Raw genomic sequence first — 18,418 nt, forward strand, 5'->3', positions numbered from 1 at the left:
GATTACATTAAATTATTGCTGTATATTTTAGTCCCGGCCGGCATCATAGCAGGCGCTTTAACAAACGAAAATTTGCTTATGATACCATTATTGTTGGTAATTAGCGCGGCAATTTTATTGCTTGCCGGAATCCACCATGTACCCGTATCAGACAGAAAATTTTTGTTTCTTCTGGCGCTTGGCGCCTTATTGATCAGGTTAATCCTTATCGTATCAACCCATTGCTTTGAAACTTCCTTTATTCAATATGTTAAAACCTCGGATGCGATTTATTACGAGCAAATAGGCAGGTTAATCGCCGAAGCCTGGCATAACGGCACTCATCTGGACATAAATAAAAATAATTTTGGCTATCAATACTGGAATGGAATTATTTATTACTTTGCCGGGTTTAAGCCTGACTTGATAATTATTATTAACAGTATCGCCTCTGTTTGCACCGGCTTAAATTTATATTTTATTGCCTTGAAACTTAGCGGCTCTAAAGCGGCAAAAATCAGCTATACGCTTGCTATTTATTTTCCGTCCGCAATCCTTTGGTCGTCTTTAAACTTGAAGGATAGTTTGGTTATTTTTTTAATTACGTTGATTGTAAAGCATACTCTTGAATTAATTGAGGAGTATAAACTGGGAAGGGTACTATTTATATCGTTGTTATTAATGGCGCTAGTTACAATGAGATTTTACGCCGGTATTTTAATTGCAGTCTGTATCGCGCTTTCTTATATTTTTGCAGCTTCGAAATTTCCCTGGCTGCAAAGAATAGCGTATTCGTTTGCCATCGTGATCATAGCCGGATTTGTCTTGCAGCAAATGGGATACGGTTTTATGGGCACAGAGTATATTTTAAGCCAGAGCTTTGAAACCATAGGTGAACAGCATCAAAATGCCGCTTATGGAGAAGGGGCTTTTGCCGAAGACGTTCAATTTGATTCGTTTTTTGACGCATTAAAATATTTGCCCGTTGGTGTAGTCTATTTTTTATTTGCCCCCTTTCCCTGGCAATCAATTGGCGCCATACGTATCCTGGCAGTACCTGAAATGATCTTTTTGTACTTTTTATACAGTTATTTTATCGCAGGTTTTAAACAACTTTGGAGGACGCAACGAGGAGCATGTTTGTTTCTATTGCTTTTTATTTTAACTTTTGGTTTGATTTACAGCCTGGGCTCCGCCAATATAGGCGGTATTTACCGTGTCCGGCTGCAGGTAATAATGGTGGCTTTACTTTTTATCAGTGAAGGTATGCAAAAAAGTTGGGCCTTAAATAAGATATTTGGCCGGTTTACCAAGAAAAATTATCTTATGAGCTAACATGTTTATAGCCTATCACGTAAATAATCGGGAGTGTTTCGTTTGAAGGCTCTTATTTTATGCGGTGGAAAGGGAACACGTCTGCGGCCGCTGACCCATACCATGGCAAAACAGCTTATTCCGGTAGCGAATAAACCCATCATACAAATTGTAATTGAACAGGTCCGGGACGCGGGTATTAGTGATATAGGGATTGTTATCTCCCCCGAAACCGGGGAGCAGGTGCGAAAGGCTATAGGAAACGGCGCGCGCTGGGATGCCACCATTAATTATATTCTACAAAACGAGCCTGGGGGACTCGCCCATGCGGTAAAATCGGCAAGGCTTTTCCTGGAGGACTACCCGTTTCTTATGTTCTTAGGTGACAATTTGATTCAGGGTGGAGTCAGTCAATCAGTAAAGGATTTTAATAACTCGTCAAATGAAGCCATGATCCACTTAAAGGAGGTCGCCAATCCGTGCCAGTTCGGAGTTGCCGTACTTGGCGACAATAAGCAGGTTGTAAGGCTTATAGAAAAGCCGGCAGAACCGCCCAGCAATCTGGCCATGGTGGGCATATATCTTTTTCGACCGGCTATCCACAGCGCTATAGACAGGATTAAACCATCCTGGCGCGGGGAGCTGGAAATAACGGACGCCATACAAGCGATGATTGAATCAGGCAATCCTGTTGAGGCCAAAATTTTGGAAGGATGGTGGCTGGATACGGGTAAAAAGGACGACATCCTGGAAGCAAACCGTGTGGTTCTGGACGAATATACCCGCCCCGTATGCAACGGGCAGGTGGACCAGAACAGCAGGGTTGTGGGTAGGGTTGCGATCGGCAGCGGGAGCAAGGTTGTAAATAGTGTCATTCGCGGGCCGGCAGTGATCGGTGAAAATGTGATGATAGAAGATTCCTTTATTGGACCATATACTGCTTTAGGCAATAAGAGCGTGCTTGAAAATGTAAGCATTGAGCATTCGGTTGTCCTTAACAACTGTTTTTTAAAAGATGTAGAGAGAATTGAGGACAGCCTTATCGGCAACAACACCAGGGTTAGCCGGGTTATGGACCAGCGCAAGGCCGTCCGTATATTCCTTGGTGATGATTCGGAAGTATTGATTTGAGACTGGAGGTGTACACCATCAAATTTATTGAAGGCGTAGAGGTAAGGAGCCTAAAGGTAGTACCCGACGAAAGAGGCTTTCTGATGGAGATGCTGCGCTGTGATTGGCCTGAATTTATGAAATTCTCCCAGGCTTATATAACCGCCTGCTATCCGGGGGTAGTTAAGGCCTGGCATTATCATAAATTGCAGTGGGACCACTTCGTCTGCATATCCGGCATGGCAAGAACGGTCCTCTGTGACCTGCGTGACGGAAGCCCAACCAAAGGGTTGGTGAATGTGTTCCATTTAGGTTCTCTCAATCCGGTATTATTGAAAATCCCCCCTTTTATTTACCATGGTTTTGCAGCGGAGGGGAACGAAACCTCGCTTATCGTGAATTTTCCAACAGAGTTGTATAATTACAACCAACCTGACGAGTATCGCCTGCCGTATAATGATCCTTCAATTCCGTATTCGTGGGAGGATATCAATAGGTGAGAGTAATGGTTACAGGCGCTGCGGGCATGCTGGGAAAGGCCGTTACGGCTGAATATATCAGCCGTGGTATGGAAGTAATTGCTTTGAGACGGGATGAACTGGATATTACTGAATTTGACAGGGTAAGGGATGTTATCAGAGCCCGGGAGCCTGATATTGTTGTTAACTGTGCCGCCTATACAAATGTGGACGGCGCGGAAAGTGAGCGGCGCCGGGCTTTCCTCACGAACGGCCTGGGACCGCGCAATCTGGCGGCCTCGTGCAGGGCGCTGGGAGCAGTACTGGTTCATATCAGCACTGATTATATTTTTGACGGGAGTAAGAAGGACCCTTACGGTATTTATGATGTTCCACACCCCCTGAATATATATGGAAGCAGCAAACTCTGGGGCGAAAGGGCGCTAAAGGAGATTGCATGTCCCTGTTATATCGTCCGTACCAGCTGGCTTTTTGGACCTGGCGGCAATAATTTTGTTGCAAACATGATCAAGCTGGGTAAGGCGAAGGGAAAAGCAAGTGTCGTTAACGACCAGTCGGGAAGCCCCACTTTTACTGTTGACCTGGCCCGGGCTATAGCTGATTTAAGCGGCAGCGGTTGCTACGGTACTTACCATATTACCAATCAGGGGAGTACCACCTGGTATGATTTTGCGAAGGAAATATATGACATGTGCGGCCTGGCAGTAAACTTATCTTCATGTGATAGCGCAGCGCTGGCCCGCCCGGCCAGGCGTCCTGCTTACTCTATATTGGATCCTTTCCCTTTGGAGGAAACCATTGGCTACCTGCTCCCCTCCTGGGAAAAAGCCCTTGCAAGATATCTAGAGATGATCAAGAAACAGGGAGTATTAATATAATTGGGGGTAATTGTCCGTGAAGCTTCTCGTAACCGGTGGAGCAGGCTTTATTGGCTCAAATTTTATTCACTATATTCTCGGTGAACACCGTGATTGGCAGATCATAATCCTAGATAAGCTAACCTACGCAGGCAACCTGAGGAACTTGGAAGGACTGGAGCAAAAACGCTGTCATTTTGTCAGGGGTGACATTGCCGACCCCGAGTTGGTGAAAAGGCTTGTCAGCGAAGGTGTGGATATAATTGTAAATTTCGCTGCCGAATCACATGTTGACCGGAGTATTGATAACGCAGACCCTTTTATCGAAAGTAATATTAAAGGAGTTCAGGTTCTCCTGGAAGCTGTGCGGCATAACGGGGTTAAAAAGTTTATTCAGGTTTCTACAGATGAAGTATACGGTTCACTTGGTTTAACCGGTAGTTTTGACGAAAATTCGCCTCTTGCTCCTAACAGCCCCTACTCGGCCAGCAAGGCGGCAGCCGATCTTCTCTGCCGGGCTTATTTCAAAACATACCAACTGCCGGTAATTGTGACCCGTTGCGTAAACAATTATGGCCCGGCTCAGTACCCCGAAAAACTCATTCCGGTAATTATCAATAACGCTATGAATGATAAGCCGGTTCCAATTTACGGCGACGGACTGAACGTCCGCGAATGGATTTATGTAATGGACTATTGCCGTGCCCTGAGGGAAGTAATTTTGGCTGGCAGGATTGGAGAAGTTTATAATATCGGCAGCGGCAGGGAACTCAACAATCTTGAACTGGCCAAGGAGATATTGACGTATTTAGAAAAGCCGCATAGTCTCATTCAATTTGTAAAAGACCGCCCGGGGCATGACCGGCGGTACGCGATAGACAACGGTAAAATTTGCCGCGAACTTGGCTGGAGGCCGGCATATGATTTTACCGCGGCGCTGCATGATACCATAGAGTGGTATCTCAGCCACAGCAGTTGGTTTGAGAGTTGGAACGCAGCGTCTAAAAAAAGTCTGACCAGCTAGAGTCCATAGTATGGAAAACCAGGTAATTTGTGAATCAGAGGGGTTAAAATTGAAAGCGCTTTTTTTGCCGACAGCGTCAATGAATGACCCGGCCAGCCGGTACAGGGTTTACCAGTACCTGGATTATTTGCGCCGCACCGGGATGGTTGCTGATTACAGGGCGGGTATATCTGATTTTATGTATACCATGTTCGCTCCCTATAAAGGTTTATTTCATAAGGCCATTTTTTTTGGACTAAGAGCATTAAACCGTATTTTAGCTGTCTTTATTATCTGGCGTTATGATGTGATAATTATCCAGCGCCTGGTTTTACCGCACGTGTACCCGTTTCCTGAAATACTGATCTGTATGGTTGGGAAAATGATTGGCAAACGGATTATATTTGATTTTGACGACGCTATTTTTACAACTTATGCCCACCGTGACAAAACGCCGGCAGAACGGTTTAGTGACGCCAACAGGTTAGCCAGGGTACTGGCGCGGTGTGATACTGTTATTGCCGGCAATGCATATCTGGCGTCTTACGCCGGGGCTTATAACGCTAATGTAGTTATAATACCAACAACAATTGATATGAACAGGTATCCGGCTAAGAAATATGAAGACAAAAATGCGGGCGCCCCATATATTATCGGCTGGATAGGCACGCCCAGTTCACTGCCTTACTTGAACATATTAAAGCCCGTTTTTCAAGAACTTGCCCAAAAGCATAATATCTTAATCCGTATTATCGGAGGACTAAGTTATCAATGCCCCGGTGTTCATGTAGAACAACTGCCCTGGTCGTTACAGGATGAAGTAAGCCATATTCTAACCTTTGACATCGGGGTAATGCCGCTGCCCGGAGATGAATATGATCAGGGAAAATGCGGGTTAAAGCTGCTTCAATACATGGCCGCGGGAATTCCCGCCGTGGCCTCGCCTGTCGGAGTAAATAAGGATATTATTAAAGACTGGTTAAACGGTTGTCTGGCCTGTTCTATTGAGGAATGGGTAGTAAAAATCAGCAGTCTGCTCCAATCAACCCAACTCCGGATGGAACTGGGCAGGCGGGGTAGGGAAACGGTTGAACGTAAGTATTCAATACAGGCTGTTTTACCTGATTTTTTAGAGGTTCTAAGAGGTTAGAAAGATAGGAGGATGGAAGTGCCGTTCACCGAATATGAAGAAAATCCTGTGTTATCTCCGCAAAGTGATAATAAAATCCACACTAAAAATTGTCCATGTTGTTACATTTGCGGCCATCAAGGCCATAACTTGTACCATGGGTTAATAGACCGTCTCTTTTGCGCGCCAGGAGAATGGAATCTCAAAAAGTGTTCAAACCCTGAATGCGGCCTGGTGTGGCTGGATCCGGAGCCATTGATGGAAGAAGTGGGTAAGGCTTATAAAAACTACTATACCCACCAGGACAACAGTTGTAATTCTGATACTTTGCCACGGCGCTTATATAAATCGGCAAAAGAAGGTTACTTGGCTCGGAGATACGGTTATTACAGAGAGTCGGTCAATATTTATAAGAAGCTGCTGGGGCTGTTGCTTTACTTTCATCCGGGCCGGCGGGAAAACATGGATTTCAGTGTTATGTATCAGCAGTCACAGCCCAATAGGCTATTGCTTGACATTGGATGCGGCAGTGGACATAAGCTAAAGTTTTTGCAAGACCTGGGCTGGGATACAGAAGGTCTGGATTTGGATCCCGTGGCAGTTGATAACGCAAGAGCTAAAGGACTGAAAGTGCGCCTTGGTGACCTTCAGTCCCAGAATTATCCGGACCATTGTTTTGATGTCATAACCATGAGCCACCTTATTGAGCACGTTTATGATCCCCTCGGACTTTTATGTGAATGCCGCCGTATTCTTAAACCTGGCGGGCGCCTGGTGGTGATTACACCGAATAGTGAAAGTTGGGGGCATAAGCTGTTTAAAAACAGTTGGCTTGCTCTGGACCCTCCAAGGCATTTGCATATTTTTTCTCTCGCGTCGCTGCAACTGCTCGCGAGAAAATCGGGTTTTGAAAAATATAAAATATCAACTACAATCAGAGAGGCGAACGGACTTTTCGCAGCCAGTAAAATAATTCAGCGTACCGGTAAATACTTATGGGGCAGCCGCATACCATTCACCCTTCGTCTTTGGTCACGCGGCATGCAATTTGTGGAATGGGCGTTATTAAAATTGAAACCGGGCTGCGGTGAAGAAATTGCCATGGTGGTGGAGAAATAGTGGCAGGACTAAGTATTGCAATGTGTACATTCAACGGCTCTCAATATATAAGGGAACAACTTGACAGTATTGCTTCACAGACACGCCTGCCGGATGAACTGATTGTTTGTGATGACTGCTCTACGGATTACACGGTGGAGATAGTAAAAGATTTTGCTGCCAGGGCAGGTTTTCCGGTGCGTTTAAGTATTAATGAAAAAAACCTGGGGTCGACAAAAAATTTTGAAAAAGCTATCAGTTTGTGTACAGGTGGCATGATCGCCTTATCTGATCAGGATGATGTTTGGCAGCCAGAAAAGTTAAGGTTTATTGAGGCTGTATTGTTAAATTCACCCAATACAGGCGCTGTTTTTACGGACGCTGAAGTCGTCGATGCACGCTTGTGTCCGTTGGGTTACCGGCTCTGGCAGTCCAAGGACTTCAGCTCTTCTGCGCAAAAAAAAGTCACCCATGGAAAAGCTGTTGAAGTACTGCTTAAACGTAATGTGGTAACAGGCGCGACTATGGCTTTCAGAGAAAAGTTCAGGGGGCTCATCCTGCCTATTCCGGAAGGCTGGGTGCATGACGCGTGGATTGCTTTGATTGTAGCCGCCAATGCGGATTTAGCGTTTATCTGTCAGTCACTGATAAAATACCGCCAACATGATAGACAACAATTAGGGGCAAGAAAAAACAGCTTTGTGGAGCGGCTGTCTGTGTCACGCGGGACGGACTCAAGCAGTTATGTTCACCAGCTAAATAATTTCACAGCTGCTCATGAACGGCTAATGTCCGGCAACACCGGCCATTACAACAGAGACGCAATTTCATTACTTGAAGCGAAGATAGAGCATTTAAAAGTACGCGGCAATATGCCCGGGCAAAAACTGCGGCGATTGCAAACAGTGATAAAAGAATTATGCACTTTTCGCTATCACCGTTTTTCCTATGGATGGAAAAGCGCGGCAAAGGATCTTTTGGGGGCTAAGCCTTTTTGAAAGCTTTCATTTACTAAACTATGAAGCGTTCATGATTGAAGAGGAATAATAGTATTTACGAACGTTTTTTGAAATATATCCATGGCCAGCCCCCCAATAATCGATATATCCTTAAGCACGAATAACTACCCATTGCCAGGGTTAGTGTTAAACCCAATACCAAGGGAACAATACCCGGGAAAAGTCTGGCCCATGAAATGATCGCTGCACAACTCATTAAGACAATCAGTAGGATAAGATTTGTTTTTCTCCAGTAAAAACGGTTCACTCGAAAAATGATTATCCACAGCAGAAAAAAGTAAAATGTATGGGTCAAGAAGTAAGCGATTCCTGTCGCCTTGAGATTCCAGATTGGTAAACCTCCCCAAACCAATCCCAAATACATGAGATTCCAGGAAAGTTCGGTGGTAAAAAATAAACGGCTGCGTCCCTGGGCCAGCAGAAGGAAACCCATAGTCCAGCTGGCGACCTTAAACAGGTCTCCGAGGAACTGCCAGCGCAGAATACCAACTGTTTCTCCAAATACTCCAGAGTATAGGATACTAACCACTTGTGAGGTCAGGGTAAGCATGCCCAGGATAACCGGGGCGCCCAGGAGCAAAGCCAATTCGGCCTGATCGTTAACCAGGGTGTTGGCGGTTTTACGGTCATCGGCAACTGCAGTCAGCCGGGGATAAAAGTCCTTACCCATGGATTCCAGGATAAAACCCAGGTAAAGTGCGGAAATACTCCATGCCGCCTGGAAATGACCGGTGGCAGTCACACCTAATGTTCCTGTAATAAGAACCCTTACAGCAAATTGACTGGCTGTCCTGATCAGGTTTGTGATCATAAAAGTAAAACCCAGGCTGAATAGCCCGCGTAAAGGTTTTGAGACGGCTTGCCAGGTTGCGTGAATGCGAATCTTGACGATCCTGCGCGTATAATGCCAGGAAACTACCAGAAGGACTAGGGGCGTGCTTACTACTGCGACGGCTATACCTGCTTCTCTCCATTGCCATACCGCCAGCACAGCTATGAGCATGCCACCCAGTGCGCTGAGAATATATACCCTGGCAAGATCGCCCAGATAGCGTAAGCCGTTTAGTATAGCGGTTTGAGCGCCGGAGACGGTAGTCGCCCAGACACCGGCGGCCAGCCAGGTTATCGCCCCGGCATATCCGTCGGCGCCTATGACCAGACGGGTAACCGGTTGGCGAAGGATTATTAACAGCAGGGCGCCCAATAATCCTGTTATTACTGCGGACCACCATAATGCTATATGGGTATGGGCAAGATAATCCGTATCGCCGGAGGCCTTCGCCTCAGCAATCTGACGCACGCCGCTTGCAGCCAGGCCCATCCCGGACACTGTGCCTGCAGTATTCAGAACAGACTGCAACAGCCCCAGGAGTCCGATGCCTTCCGGCCCCAGCAGTACCGCCATTACTTTGCTCTTGACAATACCGGAAACGATGGTGAATGTTGAACTTCCGCCAATGATGGCGGAGGCCTTCAGTATTTGCGCCGTTGAGCTTTTCCTGTCACTGATCGGCTGCATATTCACTCACGTCATTACATATGACTTCTTTATATAATTCTTCATACCGGTTGACGATTAGCGGCAGGCTAAAATGCTCCTTGATCCGGAGCCTGGCCGCTTGACCCAACCGGCTTCTGCCCACCGGACCAAGCTCGATAAGTTCGCTCCATGCCTGCGCCAATGTCCGGTGGTCTTTAGGAGGAACAGCTTTGCCCGTTTGGCCCACAACCAGTGCGGAATCCCCCACGTCCGTTGCAACGCAGGGTACGCCGCAGGCCATAGCTTCACCGATAACGTTGGAAAATCCCTCACTATATGAAGAAGAAGTGGCGATGTCCAGGGACGCGGTGAGACGGGCGATATCGTCCCGCCGGCCCAAAAGATGGCACCTGTCAAGGATTCCTGCCGCTTTGGTCCACGCAACCAACTCAGGGTTTTCCCAGGTTACCCCATCCCCACAAAGCAGGAAGTGAACATCCGGCCGGCAGGTGTTCAGCCGGGCCGCGGCATAAATAAAGTTGCGGTGATCCTTGTCGGGAGCGTAGCGTGCCACCATTCCTATTAACAACGCCTCTTCGGGGATGCCCAGTTCCCTGCGAACGTATATGCGTGAAGAAGGATCCGGTTTGTAAGCCGAAAGGTCAAAGCCGTTGGGGATGACCACCATTTTCCCCGTTTCGTAGCCTAATTCAGCGTGTACCTGGCGGGAGGCTTCTGAACAACAAACAATTTTTGCCGGCAGCTTTCGGGATAGCCGGGCACAGATCCCGGCAATCCAAAGGGTTGTTCGTTTGGTGCTTTGCGGATCAAGTCTGCTGTGCCGTATCCCCCAGATCACAGGGATACGGCCGGCTAGTACGGAGGCCAGACCGCCTGCGAGATCTGCGTGGTACATCCAGGTTTGGATGCAGTGAGGGGGAGATTGACGGATCTGACGGGCAAATTGCAGCAACTTTAAAGGATTCGGCGCTTTTTTGCGGATTTCCAAAGCTCGCACCGGCACCCCCAGTTCCCTGATTTTTATACCGACTGGCCCGGTATCCGTCAAAGAAACCACCTCAACCTCAAACACTTCCCGGTCAATATTTGAGAGGAGCTTGTAAAGCATCATCTCGGCGCCCCCGACGTGCAGGTCCGTGATGAGGTGGAGCAACTTTATTTTAAAACCTTTTTTCCATGTCACTAATTAATATCACTTCTCATCAACTAATCTATAAGAAAGTAGCGGAGCCATTGCTCCTTGCTTCAAACTATTTTGGAGCCGGTTGGTTTTAAGCGCTTGCTCCGCCTTTTTCAAGGGGACGTTCCCTGTAATTCCATTCTCTAAATCCGCCGTAGTAATTCTTCACGCTGGGATAACCCATCAATTCATGAAGCACATACCAGACCAGGGAAGATTCTTCGCCCTGAGTTGAATAAACGTATACGTTTTTGTTCTGGGTAACGCCACGGCTGGTGAAGATGTCGGCTAGTTCCTGCGCTGTTTTAAAGGTTTTGTCATCGTTTAAGATATCGTTGATACTGATATTAACGCTGGAGGGGATATGTCCGCTTAAGTAGTCATTGTTTGGACGGGCGTCAACAATAATGTTGTTTGGGTCGTTGCTGCCTACAACAGCCCCCATTTCTTTTAAATCTGTTTTAAAGCTCAAGTCTTCTTTAACCGGATTGAACCCAAAGTTGCTGCGGGGGAGTTTTGTCGGCTTTGCTATGTTTTCCTGAAGACCGGCCTCTTGCCACTTTTCAAAACCACCATCTAAAATCTTGACTTCGTTATCACAGCCGTACATTTTCAGCATCCAGTAAACCCGGCCCTGCAGGCAGTTGTCGTTTCCATAGATGACAATTTTACTGTAATTGTCAAGGCCTAGTTCTCGCAGGTACCTTTCAATATATTTCGCGGGGGCGATGCTGTTCCAGCGAGCCGGATCCTGATAATGAGAAGCTATGATTTGAATCGCTCCCGGCAAGTACCCCTCCGCCAGGATTGCTTTCAGTGTCCTGGAAGTACCGCCGCGCGCGTCCAGGATTACCAGGTTGGGATCATTGATCATGTCGTTGAGTTCATAAACGCTGATCACAGCGTCCGGGTTGCTGTAGCCCGATATCTTTTGGGCGGCCTGTTCAGCCGGACTTAACTGTACTGTTTTGATACCGGTTGAGGAGCGTTTGCAACCTGCCAGTATACAAAGGAAGCCGGCCATCATAAATATTAACAGGCTGAATAGGAATATCTTTTTTTTTCTGTTCATGTTCTCACCCTGCCCTTTCTTTCAAAGCTTATATACTTTCTTCATTATATTTGGGGCGAACTTGCGGACTGTTGCGCCACGGGCTTGCCGTTTTGTTGCCACTCATTAAAAGAACCGTCATAACTTTTTACATCCGGATACCCCAAAAGTTCTGAAAGGGTAAACCAAATCATGGTGCATTGCACACCGTTGTTGCAGTAAACAATAATTTTCTTATCCTGCGTAACATTTTTGCTTGCAAACAGACTTGTTAGACTGGGAGCAGGCTTAAAGGTCATGTCTTTATTGAAAACCGAAGACCAGGGAATATTCACGCTGCCGGGTATGTGCCCTTTGGCGTACTCGTCGCTGGTCCGGGCGTCTATAACGACGCAATTGTTGTTGCCGGCCGCAGCCGCTACGTCACGCATGGTTGCATACATCAGATCAGCCTTTAATTTTGTTAAGTCAAACTCGAATACGGCGCGTTTAGGCCTGGAAACAGTGGTGGATATTTCGTAGCCGGACCCCTGCCAGTTATCCAGACCGCCGTCTAAAATTCTTACATTGTCATAACCATACATTTTGATTGCCCAGTACAACCGGGTTTGCAGACCCTGGTCACCGTAAAGAATGATTTTGGTGTTGCTGCCGGCCCCGCTTTCCCCAAGTGTGTTTTGGAGCTGAAGCGGCGGCGCAATACGGCCAGGGTAGTTGGGATGGCAGTATAGGCTGTGTAAAATTGCTGTCGCCCCAGGTATGTGCCCTTTGGGGTAGGTATTTTGATAAATTCTATATGTACTGCCGCGTGTATCAATAATAAGTGTATCGGGAGCGGAAATTATTTCGTTTAATGCATAAGCGCTGATGAGAGCTTCCGGGTGCGCATAGCCTGCTATTTTTTCTGCAATGTCCTGGCGTTCCAAATTTTTCTTTACTTCCTCAATCGCTTCAGGCTGGATAATTGTTGTTTGCTTTTGACTGCAGCCGCCAACCAACCCAATTCCCAAGAATACAGTTGTTAATGAAATTATTAAACCCAACGCAAAAGTAAATCTTTTTACAGTTACATCACTCCATTTTTAGTAAATTCAATGTTATTGACTTGCCAAACTATTTTAGAAAGAGTTCCCCATCTTTCTCCATCCATCAGCCAATTGCCCGGAATCTCCGAATATCATATGAAGTTCCTGAAGGGAAAGTTACATTCCGGGAAAGCAAAAAAAGTAGCAATATTTAGGTGTCACATGCCCGATTTAACAGACATAAAATAACAAGGAATGGGTAGAGAAGATGCTAAGGCGTGTTTTAGGGGGAGAGGCAAATTTGATGTGGTCATGGATGCTCGTTGCAAGCGCCGTTTTGACTGCTATTTTTATTGTCATAACATTGGCTCAATTAGAAGCGGGGGCAAGGGTAAAGTTTAAGAAATCGCTGGCGTTGTCCTGTTGTGTTCTGGCCATACTGGCGGGTTTAATCATAATAAAACCCAAGACGGATATTAAACAAGTTGATTATATACCTAATATTCAACCTGTCCAGGAAAACACAAGTAAACCGGAGGATACGCTGAAAAAAGAAACCGTTACCAATTCTGCAAGCTCTGTGGAAAGCCCTCTTGGCGCTGAGCAACCGCAGGAAAAAATTATAGAGACCCAGCCGGTTCAGGAACAGGGCGCACAGGATAAAGTTGTAGTTGAAGGCGTGGATCCTGTGCTTGAAGAGATTATGGCCGCAAAGCGTCAGGCCGAAGAAAAACAGAAATTGATAAACGCGGGGGTGGCTGCGGAAGAACTAAAATCGGAAGAATCAGAAATTGAGGAAGAACAGCAAAAAGAAAATCCCGATCAGGATGGGCAGACCGGTCAACAGCCCGGAGAGAGCAATCAAACAGAAAACCTGCAGGCGGTGAAAGCCAGGGTTCAGGCGTCGAGCCTTAACGTCAGAGCTAAAGAGAGCCTGGAGGGTCCGATTATAGGTACTCTCAATTCCGGTGATATCGTAGAAATTATTGGTCAATCCGAGACAAGTGAATGGCTTAATATAAAATTTGATTCCGGGCAGACAGGATGGGTTATGAAAAAATATTTGCTGCCTTTACAGTAAACCAGGGAGGATAGGCAATGAGACTTAAGGAGTTCGGAAGAATTCTGGGCGAACTTAAACTGGTGCTGGTTTTAATACCGGTTATAGCTATGTTTACAAGTGCGATAGTTAACTTATTCGTATTGATGCCAGTCTATAAATCAACTACAAATCTTATTGTGTTAAGAGACGAAATGAACCCTGCTTCTGAAATAAATATTAATACCCTGTCATTAAATCAAAGGCTTGTTAAAACCTACAGTGAGTTGGCCAAAAGCCGGACAGTCGCAGAAGAAGTTATTAAGAACAACAATTTAGATATTACCCCGGAGGAATTTAGCAAAAGAATTCAGGTGGAACTGGCCGGTGATACCGAGGTGTTGAAAATTACGGCAAGCGACTCCAGTCCGACGGTTGCCGCTTTAATGGCTAACGGAGTGGCCCAGACGCTTACCAGCAAGGTTTACAAAGTCCTGAACGTGAAAAATATTCAAGTACTTGACCCGGCCTTACCGCCTGTTTCGCCGGTTAGCCCCAACGTGATTCTAAATATTATACTAGCCGGTATTTTTGGTCTGGTTCTAACAGTGGCAATTGTATTTGCCAGGGAATACCTGGATGACACCATCAGGGACGCCGACGAAATTGAGAACAATATAAAGCTCCCAGTAATTGGCTTAATACCTGTGGCTGTTTATGAAACCGGTGGAGAAGGGAGAGCAAAGATTGAATAGCTACGAACTGGTTGCTTACAGCCGGCCCCAATCTTTTATAACGGAATCTTTTCGAACTTTGCGGACGAACCTGCAGTTTTTAGGGGTTGGTGATACGTTAAAGACCATCCTTATAGCCGGCAGCGGATTTGGTGAAGGAGCGTCTTTTATAACTGCAAACCTTGGAATTGTTTTGGCGCAAGCGGGTCAGCGGGTGATTATCGTAGACTGTGACCTGCGCAAACCGCGGCAGCATTTGATATTCAACCTGGATAACCAGTTAGGTTTAACCAGTGTTTTATCTGGATTTAAAGATCTTGATCAGGTCATAAAGGATGTTCCTATAGCCGGGGTCAGGATACTAACGGCTGGTTTGCTGCCTACCAACCCCGCGGAATTATTGGGCAGCCAGGAAATGAGCCGGCTTGTGGCAGCCCTGAAAGAAAAGGCTGATGTGATCTTGCTGGACGGTTCCCCGTTAACGGTGTTTGCCGACGCAGCAGTTTTGTCCAAATCCGTGGACGGTGTTCTTATAGTGGTAAGATCCAGGGTTGCATCGCAAAATTCGGTGACAAACACCAGGGAACTCTTAACCAACGCTAAAGCAAGTATTCTGGGTGTGGCTTTAAACTGCGCCAGAATGGATGCGCTTAAAGATGATTATCATGCTTATTATGCTAATGCGGCCGCAGTTCCTCGACAGAAAAAGAAAAAAACCGAAAAACCCCGTAAGACAGAAGGGAAAAAGCAAGCTAAGTAAGATGGAGGTTGTTGCATGGGTACCATTTTGGTTACCGGCGGGGGAGGTTTTATTGGTTCCAATTTGACCGTTGCCCTGGTGAAGTTAGGCCATAAGGTTAAGGTGCTGGACAATTTTTCTACCGGGAGCATTGATAATTTACAGCCGGTATTAAAGGAAATTGAGTTATATAAAGGAGATCTGCGCTGTCTGGATGATGTCCGGCGGGCCGTTGCAGGCGCAGAGGTTGTTTTTCATCAGGGCGCCTTGCCGTCGGTGCCCAGGTCAATCGCCGACCCCCTGACTACCAATGCGGTAAATATTGAGGGAACCTTGAACGTTTTATTGGCTTCACGGGATGCCGGGGTCAGGAGAGTGGTATATGCGTCCTCTTCTTCCGTGTACGGCAGCAATGAGGTTCTTCCGAAGGTGGAAAATATGTCTTTGTGTCCGATGTCACCTTATGCGGCAACCAAGCTGGCCGGGGAGGTTTACGGAAAAATCTTTTATGAGCTGTACAGTCTGGAAACCGTCGGGCTGAGATATTTTAATGTTTTCGGGCCGCGGCAAAATCCAAAGTCAGAGTATGCCGCGGCTATTCCCCGTTTCATCAAGGCTTTACTTAATAAAGCATCGCCGGTGATATACGGCGATGGAAATCAATCCAGGGATTTTACGTTCATTGACAACGTTGTTCAGGCGAATCTTTTGTCCATGCAGACTTGCGCAGCAGCCGGGGAAGTGTTTAATATTGCCTGCGGCAAGAGAATCACTTTAAATGGATTATTAGAAATCTTAATGGACATTACCGGTACCCGGGTGGACGTTGTCTATACAGCTGCCCGTCCGGGCGACGTAAAGCACTCGCTGGCCGGCGTGGAAAAGGCGGCCGGCGTGCTCGGCTACTGTCCCAAAACTGACATTAAAGAGGGCCTAAGGCTGACGGTCGAATGGTTCACTAAGGAAAGCGGTTTATAAGTAATTGAATATCATGCAGGAGGTGGGGGAGAGGAGGTCGATAGTGAAGTCCTAAACAAAGTGTTGCGCAGAGCTGTTGCCGGACCTGAATTGCTCCTCCGGATAGGAAAGCAGGACAGCTGTGCGGGTGTACCGTCACTTTTATGAGGCAGAAGTGGCCCGGGGGAAGAAGTTTCAATTTAATTTGCAAAGGAGGTCAGGATGAAAAAATATTTATTGGTTCTGTTGTTTACCCTGGCATGTTTTTGTCCCGGGCAGAATGTCTTTGCCCAGACCTTTAATGATATTCAGGACCACTGGGCGAAAGGCTATATCAGCCAACTATCTGATGCCAATGTTATCAGAGGCTATCCAGACGGCACTTTCAAACCGGAAGGCAATATTACCAGGGCTGAATTCACCAAAGCGCTGGTGCTAAGCCGCGGCCTTCCTTTAAAACCTACGGTAAATCCCACATTCACAAATGTCGGAGCTTATCATTGGTGTTACCCCTACGTTGAATCGGCTATAGCTGCCGGAATTATTGTCCCCGATGAATATGTGCAAACAGCCTTTATTCCTGACGAACCAATAACCAGGGTGGAAGCCGCTATATTTCTGTCCCGGTCACTTGGCCTGGCAGAGGGATCCGGCTTTACCGGATTTGACGACGGTAACCAAATTCCTGTTGAGTTCAGGGGATATATCAGAGCGGTTAAAGAGCGCGGCTTGATTGCCGGTTATCCCGACGGGACTTTCAGGCCGTGGAATCCTATCTCAAGGGCAGAAGCCAGTACTATTCTAGTACGTTACATGTATGAGCAGGGCAAGGGCAAAGGGTTGGTCACCATCAGCTATGACCATCAGTTTTCATCAGTATTTGAAAACGCCTTTCCTCTCCACAAGGCTTACGGTTATCCGGGAGTAAACTACGTCTGTACTTCGTCTGTGGGCTCAGAGGGGGCCATGACGGTAAAGCAATTAAAAGAAATGGAAGACGCAGGCTGGGAAACAGCTTCACACAGCGCCAATCATCTGCACTTTAAAGATTTGGACGAAAAAGGTATACGCGATCAGCTGGAGAGATCAAAACAGTGGTTGAAGCAGTACAGCCTGACAGGGGAAAACTTTGCTTATCCTTTCAGGTTTGCTGCCGCCCCTAACCCGCTGGTGCGGGAGTATTACAACTCCGGCGCGACCTCCTATGACAAGCAGATTAATGTAAAACCTTTTAATTCATATAAGCTAAGCAGGTATTACTTGCAAAAGCCGGGTGAGGAAGAAATTAAAGAGGTTCTGGACAAAACCGTGGCAGAGGGAGGTTGGACCATTTTCTATACACACAATGTTTACAAAGGCAACCAGACTCCAGATGATAAAAGCATCAATCAAGATACATTGCAATTCCTGTTTGACGAAATAGCAAAGAGGAACATGCAGGTAGTCACAGTGAAACAAGGCCTGCAACTGATGAGCCGGTAAATCTGACAACTGGAGTATCATTTTGGCTGGAAGAGTCATGAATCATGAGATAAAATGCCATTCACCCCTATGGAAGATTATCGGCTAGTTGGTTAGACAAAGAATGGGAGGGTGATACCGATTAGCCAAAGGGGTTGGTGGATCATCGTGAGTCTGGGCTTTCTTCTCGTTATAGCTGGTATCGTTGCTTTTCCTCCCTGGTCGCTTATGGCGAGGCTGCTGGACGTTAACGACCGGCCAGAAAAAGTTGATGTTTTGATAACACTCGGAGGAGATTCGGAAAGAGAGCTTTATGCGGCAGAGCTTTACCGGCTTGGCTTTGCTCATAAGATCATAATGTCCGGCTGCGGCTCGTCGGCCCGGCAGATGGCAAAGAAAGCCATCCAAGCCGGCGTCCGGACGGAGGATATTATTTTAGAAGAAAAAGCTGAAAGCACGTACGAAAATGCAATTTTTTCAAGAAACATTATTATCCAAAAACAATATCAATCCGCTATCGTGGTCACCTCGCCCTACCATATGAGGCGTGCCAAGCTGGTATTTGACAGGGTGTTCAAAAAAACAGGCGTGAAATTGCTTTATTGCTCAACCAATGACTCGGGATTTAACGTGGACGGCAGGTGTATTAGCGAAAACGACAGGCGGTTGGTACGAAAAGAGTACGTTAAATTGCTCTATTACTGGCTGAGGTATTGGTAGTAAGGTAAGGGTTCCGGGGGGGG

Annotated in this window: 18 protein-coding genes; 14 read left to right on the top strand and 4 right to left on the bottom strand. The window is 46.6% G+C overall.

The genetic code is table 11. The features are described from left to right. Positions 1-15: 15 nt before the first annotated feature. Genes Psch_RS00595 through Psch_RS00630 form a run of 8 tightly spaced genes read left to right on the top strand, consistent with a single transcriptional unit; the run spans position 16 to position 7,967 of the window. A complete protein-coding gene (locus tag Psch_RS00595; RefSeq protein WP_190238815.1) occupies positions 16-1,314 on the top strand; it encodes a hypothetical protein in 1,299 nt (432 codons plus the stop codon). Between the two features lie 33 nt (positions 1,315-1,347). Beyond that, entirely contained in the window at positions 1,348-2,424 is a 1,077-nt protein-coding gene (locus tag Psch_RS00600; RefSeq protein ID WP_243123915.1) for a glucose-1-phosphate thymidylyltransferase, read from the top strand. Continuing rightward, positions 2,421-2,903: a dTDP-4-dehydrorhamnose 3,5-epimerase family protein gene (locus tag Psch_RS00605; RefSeq protein ID WP_243123916.1), complete on the top strand. Its 483-nt coding sequence runs from the start codon at positions 2,421-2,423 to the stop codon at positions 2,901-2,903. Before Psch_RS00600 ends, Psch_RS00605 begins: the two co-directional genes overlap by 4 nt. Before the next feature lie 5 nt (positions 2,904-2,908). After that, complete coding sequence (gene rfbD / locus Psch_RS00610; RefSeq protein WP_243124014.1) at positions 2,909-3,760, top strand: dTDP-4-dehydrorhamnose reductase; 852 nt, start codon at positions 2,909-2,911, stop codon at positions 3,758-3,760. Between the two features lie 16 nt (positions 3,761-3,776). Then, positions 3,777-4,763: a dTDP-glucose 4,6-dehydratase gene (gene rfbB, locus Psch_RS00615; protein WP_190238818.1), complete on the top strand. Its 987-nt coding sequence runs from the start codon at positions 3,777-3,779 to the stop codon at positions 4,761-4,763. A 49-nt stretch (positions 4,764-4,812) separates the two neighbouring features. After that, the gene (locus tag Psch_RS00620) at positions 4,813-5,892 is read left to right on the top strand and encodes a glycosyltransferase family 4 protein (RefSeq protein WP_190238819.1); all 1,080 of its coding nucleotides are present in this window, start codon (positions 4,813-4,815) and stop codon (positions 5,890-5,892) included. 18 nt (positions 5,893-5,910) lie between these two features. Continuing rightward, positions 5,911-6,990, top strand: coding sequence for a class I SAM-dependent methyltransferase (locus tag Psch_RS00625; RefSeq protein WP_190238820.1), 1,080 nt, complete (start codon positions 5,911-5,913; stop codon positions 6,988-6,990). Then, positions 6,990-7,967: a glycosyltransferase family 2 protein gene (locus Psch_RS00630; protein WP_190238821.1), complete on the top strand. Its 978-nt coding sequence runs from the start codon at positions 6,990-6,992 to the stop codon at positions 7,965-7,967. The genes Psch_RS00625 and Psch_RS00630 overlap by 1 nt, the downstream gene beginning before the upstream one ends. 55 nt (positions 7,968-8,022) lie before the next feature. Here Psch_RS00630 and Psch_RS00635 read toward each other — a convergent pair whose 3' ends face one another. The 4 genes from Psch_RS00635 to Psch_RS00650 all read right to left on the bottom strand — a co-directional run bounded on the left by Psch_RS00635 (position 8,023) and on the right by Psch_RS00650 (position 12,763). Further along, positions 8,023-9,507: an O-antigen translocase gene (locus tag Psch_RS00635; RefSeq protein WP_134216953.1), complete on the bottom strand. Its 1,485-nt coding sequence runs from the start codon at positions 9,505-9,507 to the stop codon at positions 8,023-8,025. Further along, a complete protein-coding gene (locus tag Psch_RS00640; protein WP_282432409.1) occupies positions 9,491-10,672 on the bottom strand; it encodes a glycosyltransferase family 4 protein in 1,182 nt (393 codons plus the stop codon). Before Psch_RS00640 ends, Psch_RS00635 begins: the two co-directional genes overlap by 17 nt. Positions 10,673-10,760: 88 nt before the next feature. Then, on the bottom strand, positions 10,761-11,741 hold the full coding sequence (locus Psch_RS00645; RefSeq protein WP_134216952.1) for a sulfurtransferase: 981 nt from the start codon (positions 11,739-11,741) through the stop codon (positions 10,761-10,763). A 44-nt stretch (positions 11,742-11,785) separates the two neighbouring features. Further along, positions 11,786-12,763, bottom strand: coding sequence for a sulfurtransferase (locus Psch_RS00650; protein ID WP_134216951.1), 978 nt, complete (start codon positions 12,761-12,763; stop codon positions 11,786-11,788). A gap of 286 nt (positions 12,764-13,049) precedes the next feature. Between Psch_RS00650 and Psch_RS00655 the strand changes: the two genes are divergently transcribed. The 6 genes from Psch_RS00655 to Psch_RS00680 all read left to right on the top strand — a co-directional run bounded on the left by Psch_RS00655 (position 13,050) and on the right by Psch_RS00680 (position 18,395). Continuing rightward, positions 13,050-13,826: an SH3 domain-containing protein gene (locus tag Psch_RS00655; RefSeq protein WP_243120437.1), complete on the top strand. Its 777-nt coding sequence runs from the start codon at positions 13,050-13,052 to the stop codon at positions 13,824-13,826. Between the two features lie 17 nt (positions 13,827-13,843). After that, on the top strand, positions 13,844-14,539 hold the full coding sequence (locus tag Psch_RS00660) for a YveK family protein (RefSeq protein ID WP_134216949.1): 696 nt from the start codon (positions 13,844-13,846) through the stop codon (positions 14,537-14,539). Continuing rightward, positions 14,532-15,278, top strand: coding sequence for a CpsD/CapB family tyrosine-protein kinase (locus tag Psch_RS00665; protein ID WP_190238824.1), 747 nt, complete (start codon positions 14,532-14,534; stop codon positions 15,276-15,278). Before Psch_RS00660 ends, Psch_RS00665 begins: the two co-directional genes overlap by 8 nt. A 15-nt stretch (positions 15,279-15,293) precedes the next feature. After that, positions 15,294-16,235: an SDR family oxidoreductase gene (locus Psch_RS00670; RefSeq protein ID WP_134216947.1), complete on the top strand. Its 942-nt coding sequence runs from the start codon at positions 15,294-15,296 to the stop codon at positions 16,233-16,235. A 201-nt stretch (positions 16,236-16,436) separates the two neighbouring features. Beyond that, positions 16,437-17,696 (top strand): S-layer homology domain-containing protein, encoded by a 1,260-nt coding sequence (locus tag Psch_RS00675; protein WP_190238825.1) that lies wholly within the window; start codon positions 16,437-16,439, stop codon positions 17,694-17,696. A 111-nt stretch (positions 17,697-17,807) separates the two neighbouring features. Beyond that, positions 17,808-18,395 carry a YdcF family protein gene (locus tag Psch_RS00680; RefSeq protein ID WP_153189489.1) on the top strand — a complete coding sequence of 196 codons (588 nt, stop codon included), beginning with the start codon at positions 17,808-17,810 and terminating at the stop codon, positions 18,393-18,395. Positions 18,396-18,418 lie beyond the last annotated feature (23 nt).

The organism is Pelotomaculum schinkii (assembly GCF_004369205.1).
Classification (GTDB): Bacteria; Bacillota; Desulfotomaculia; order Desulfotomaculales; family Pelotomaculaceae; genus Pelotomaculum_C; species Pelotomaculum_C schinkii.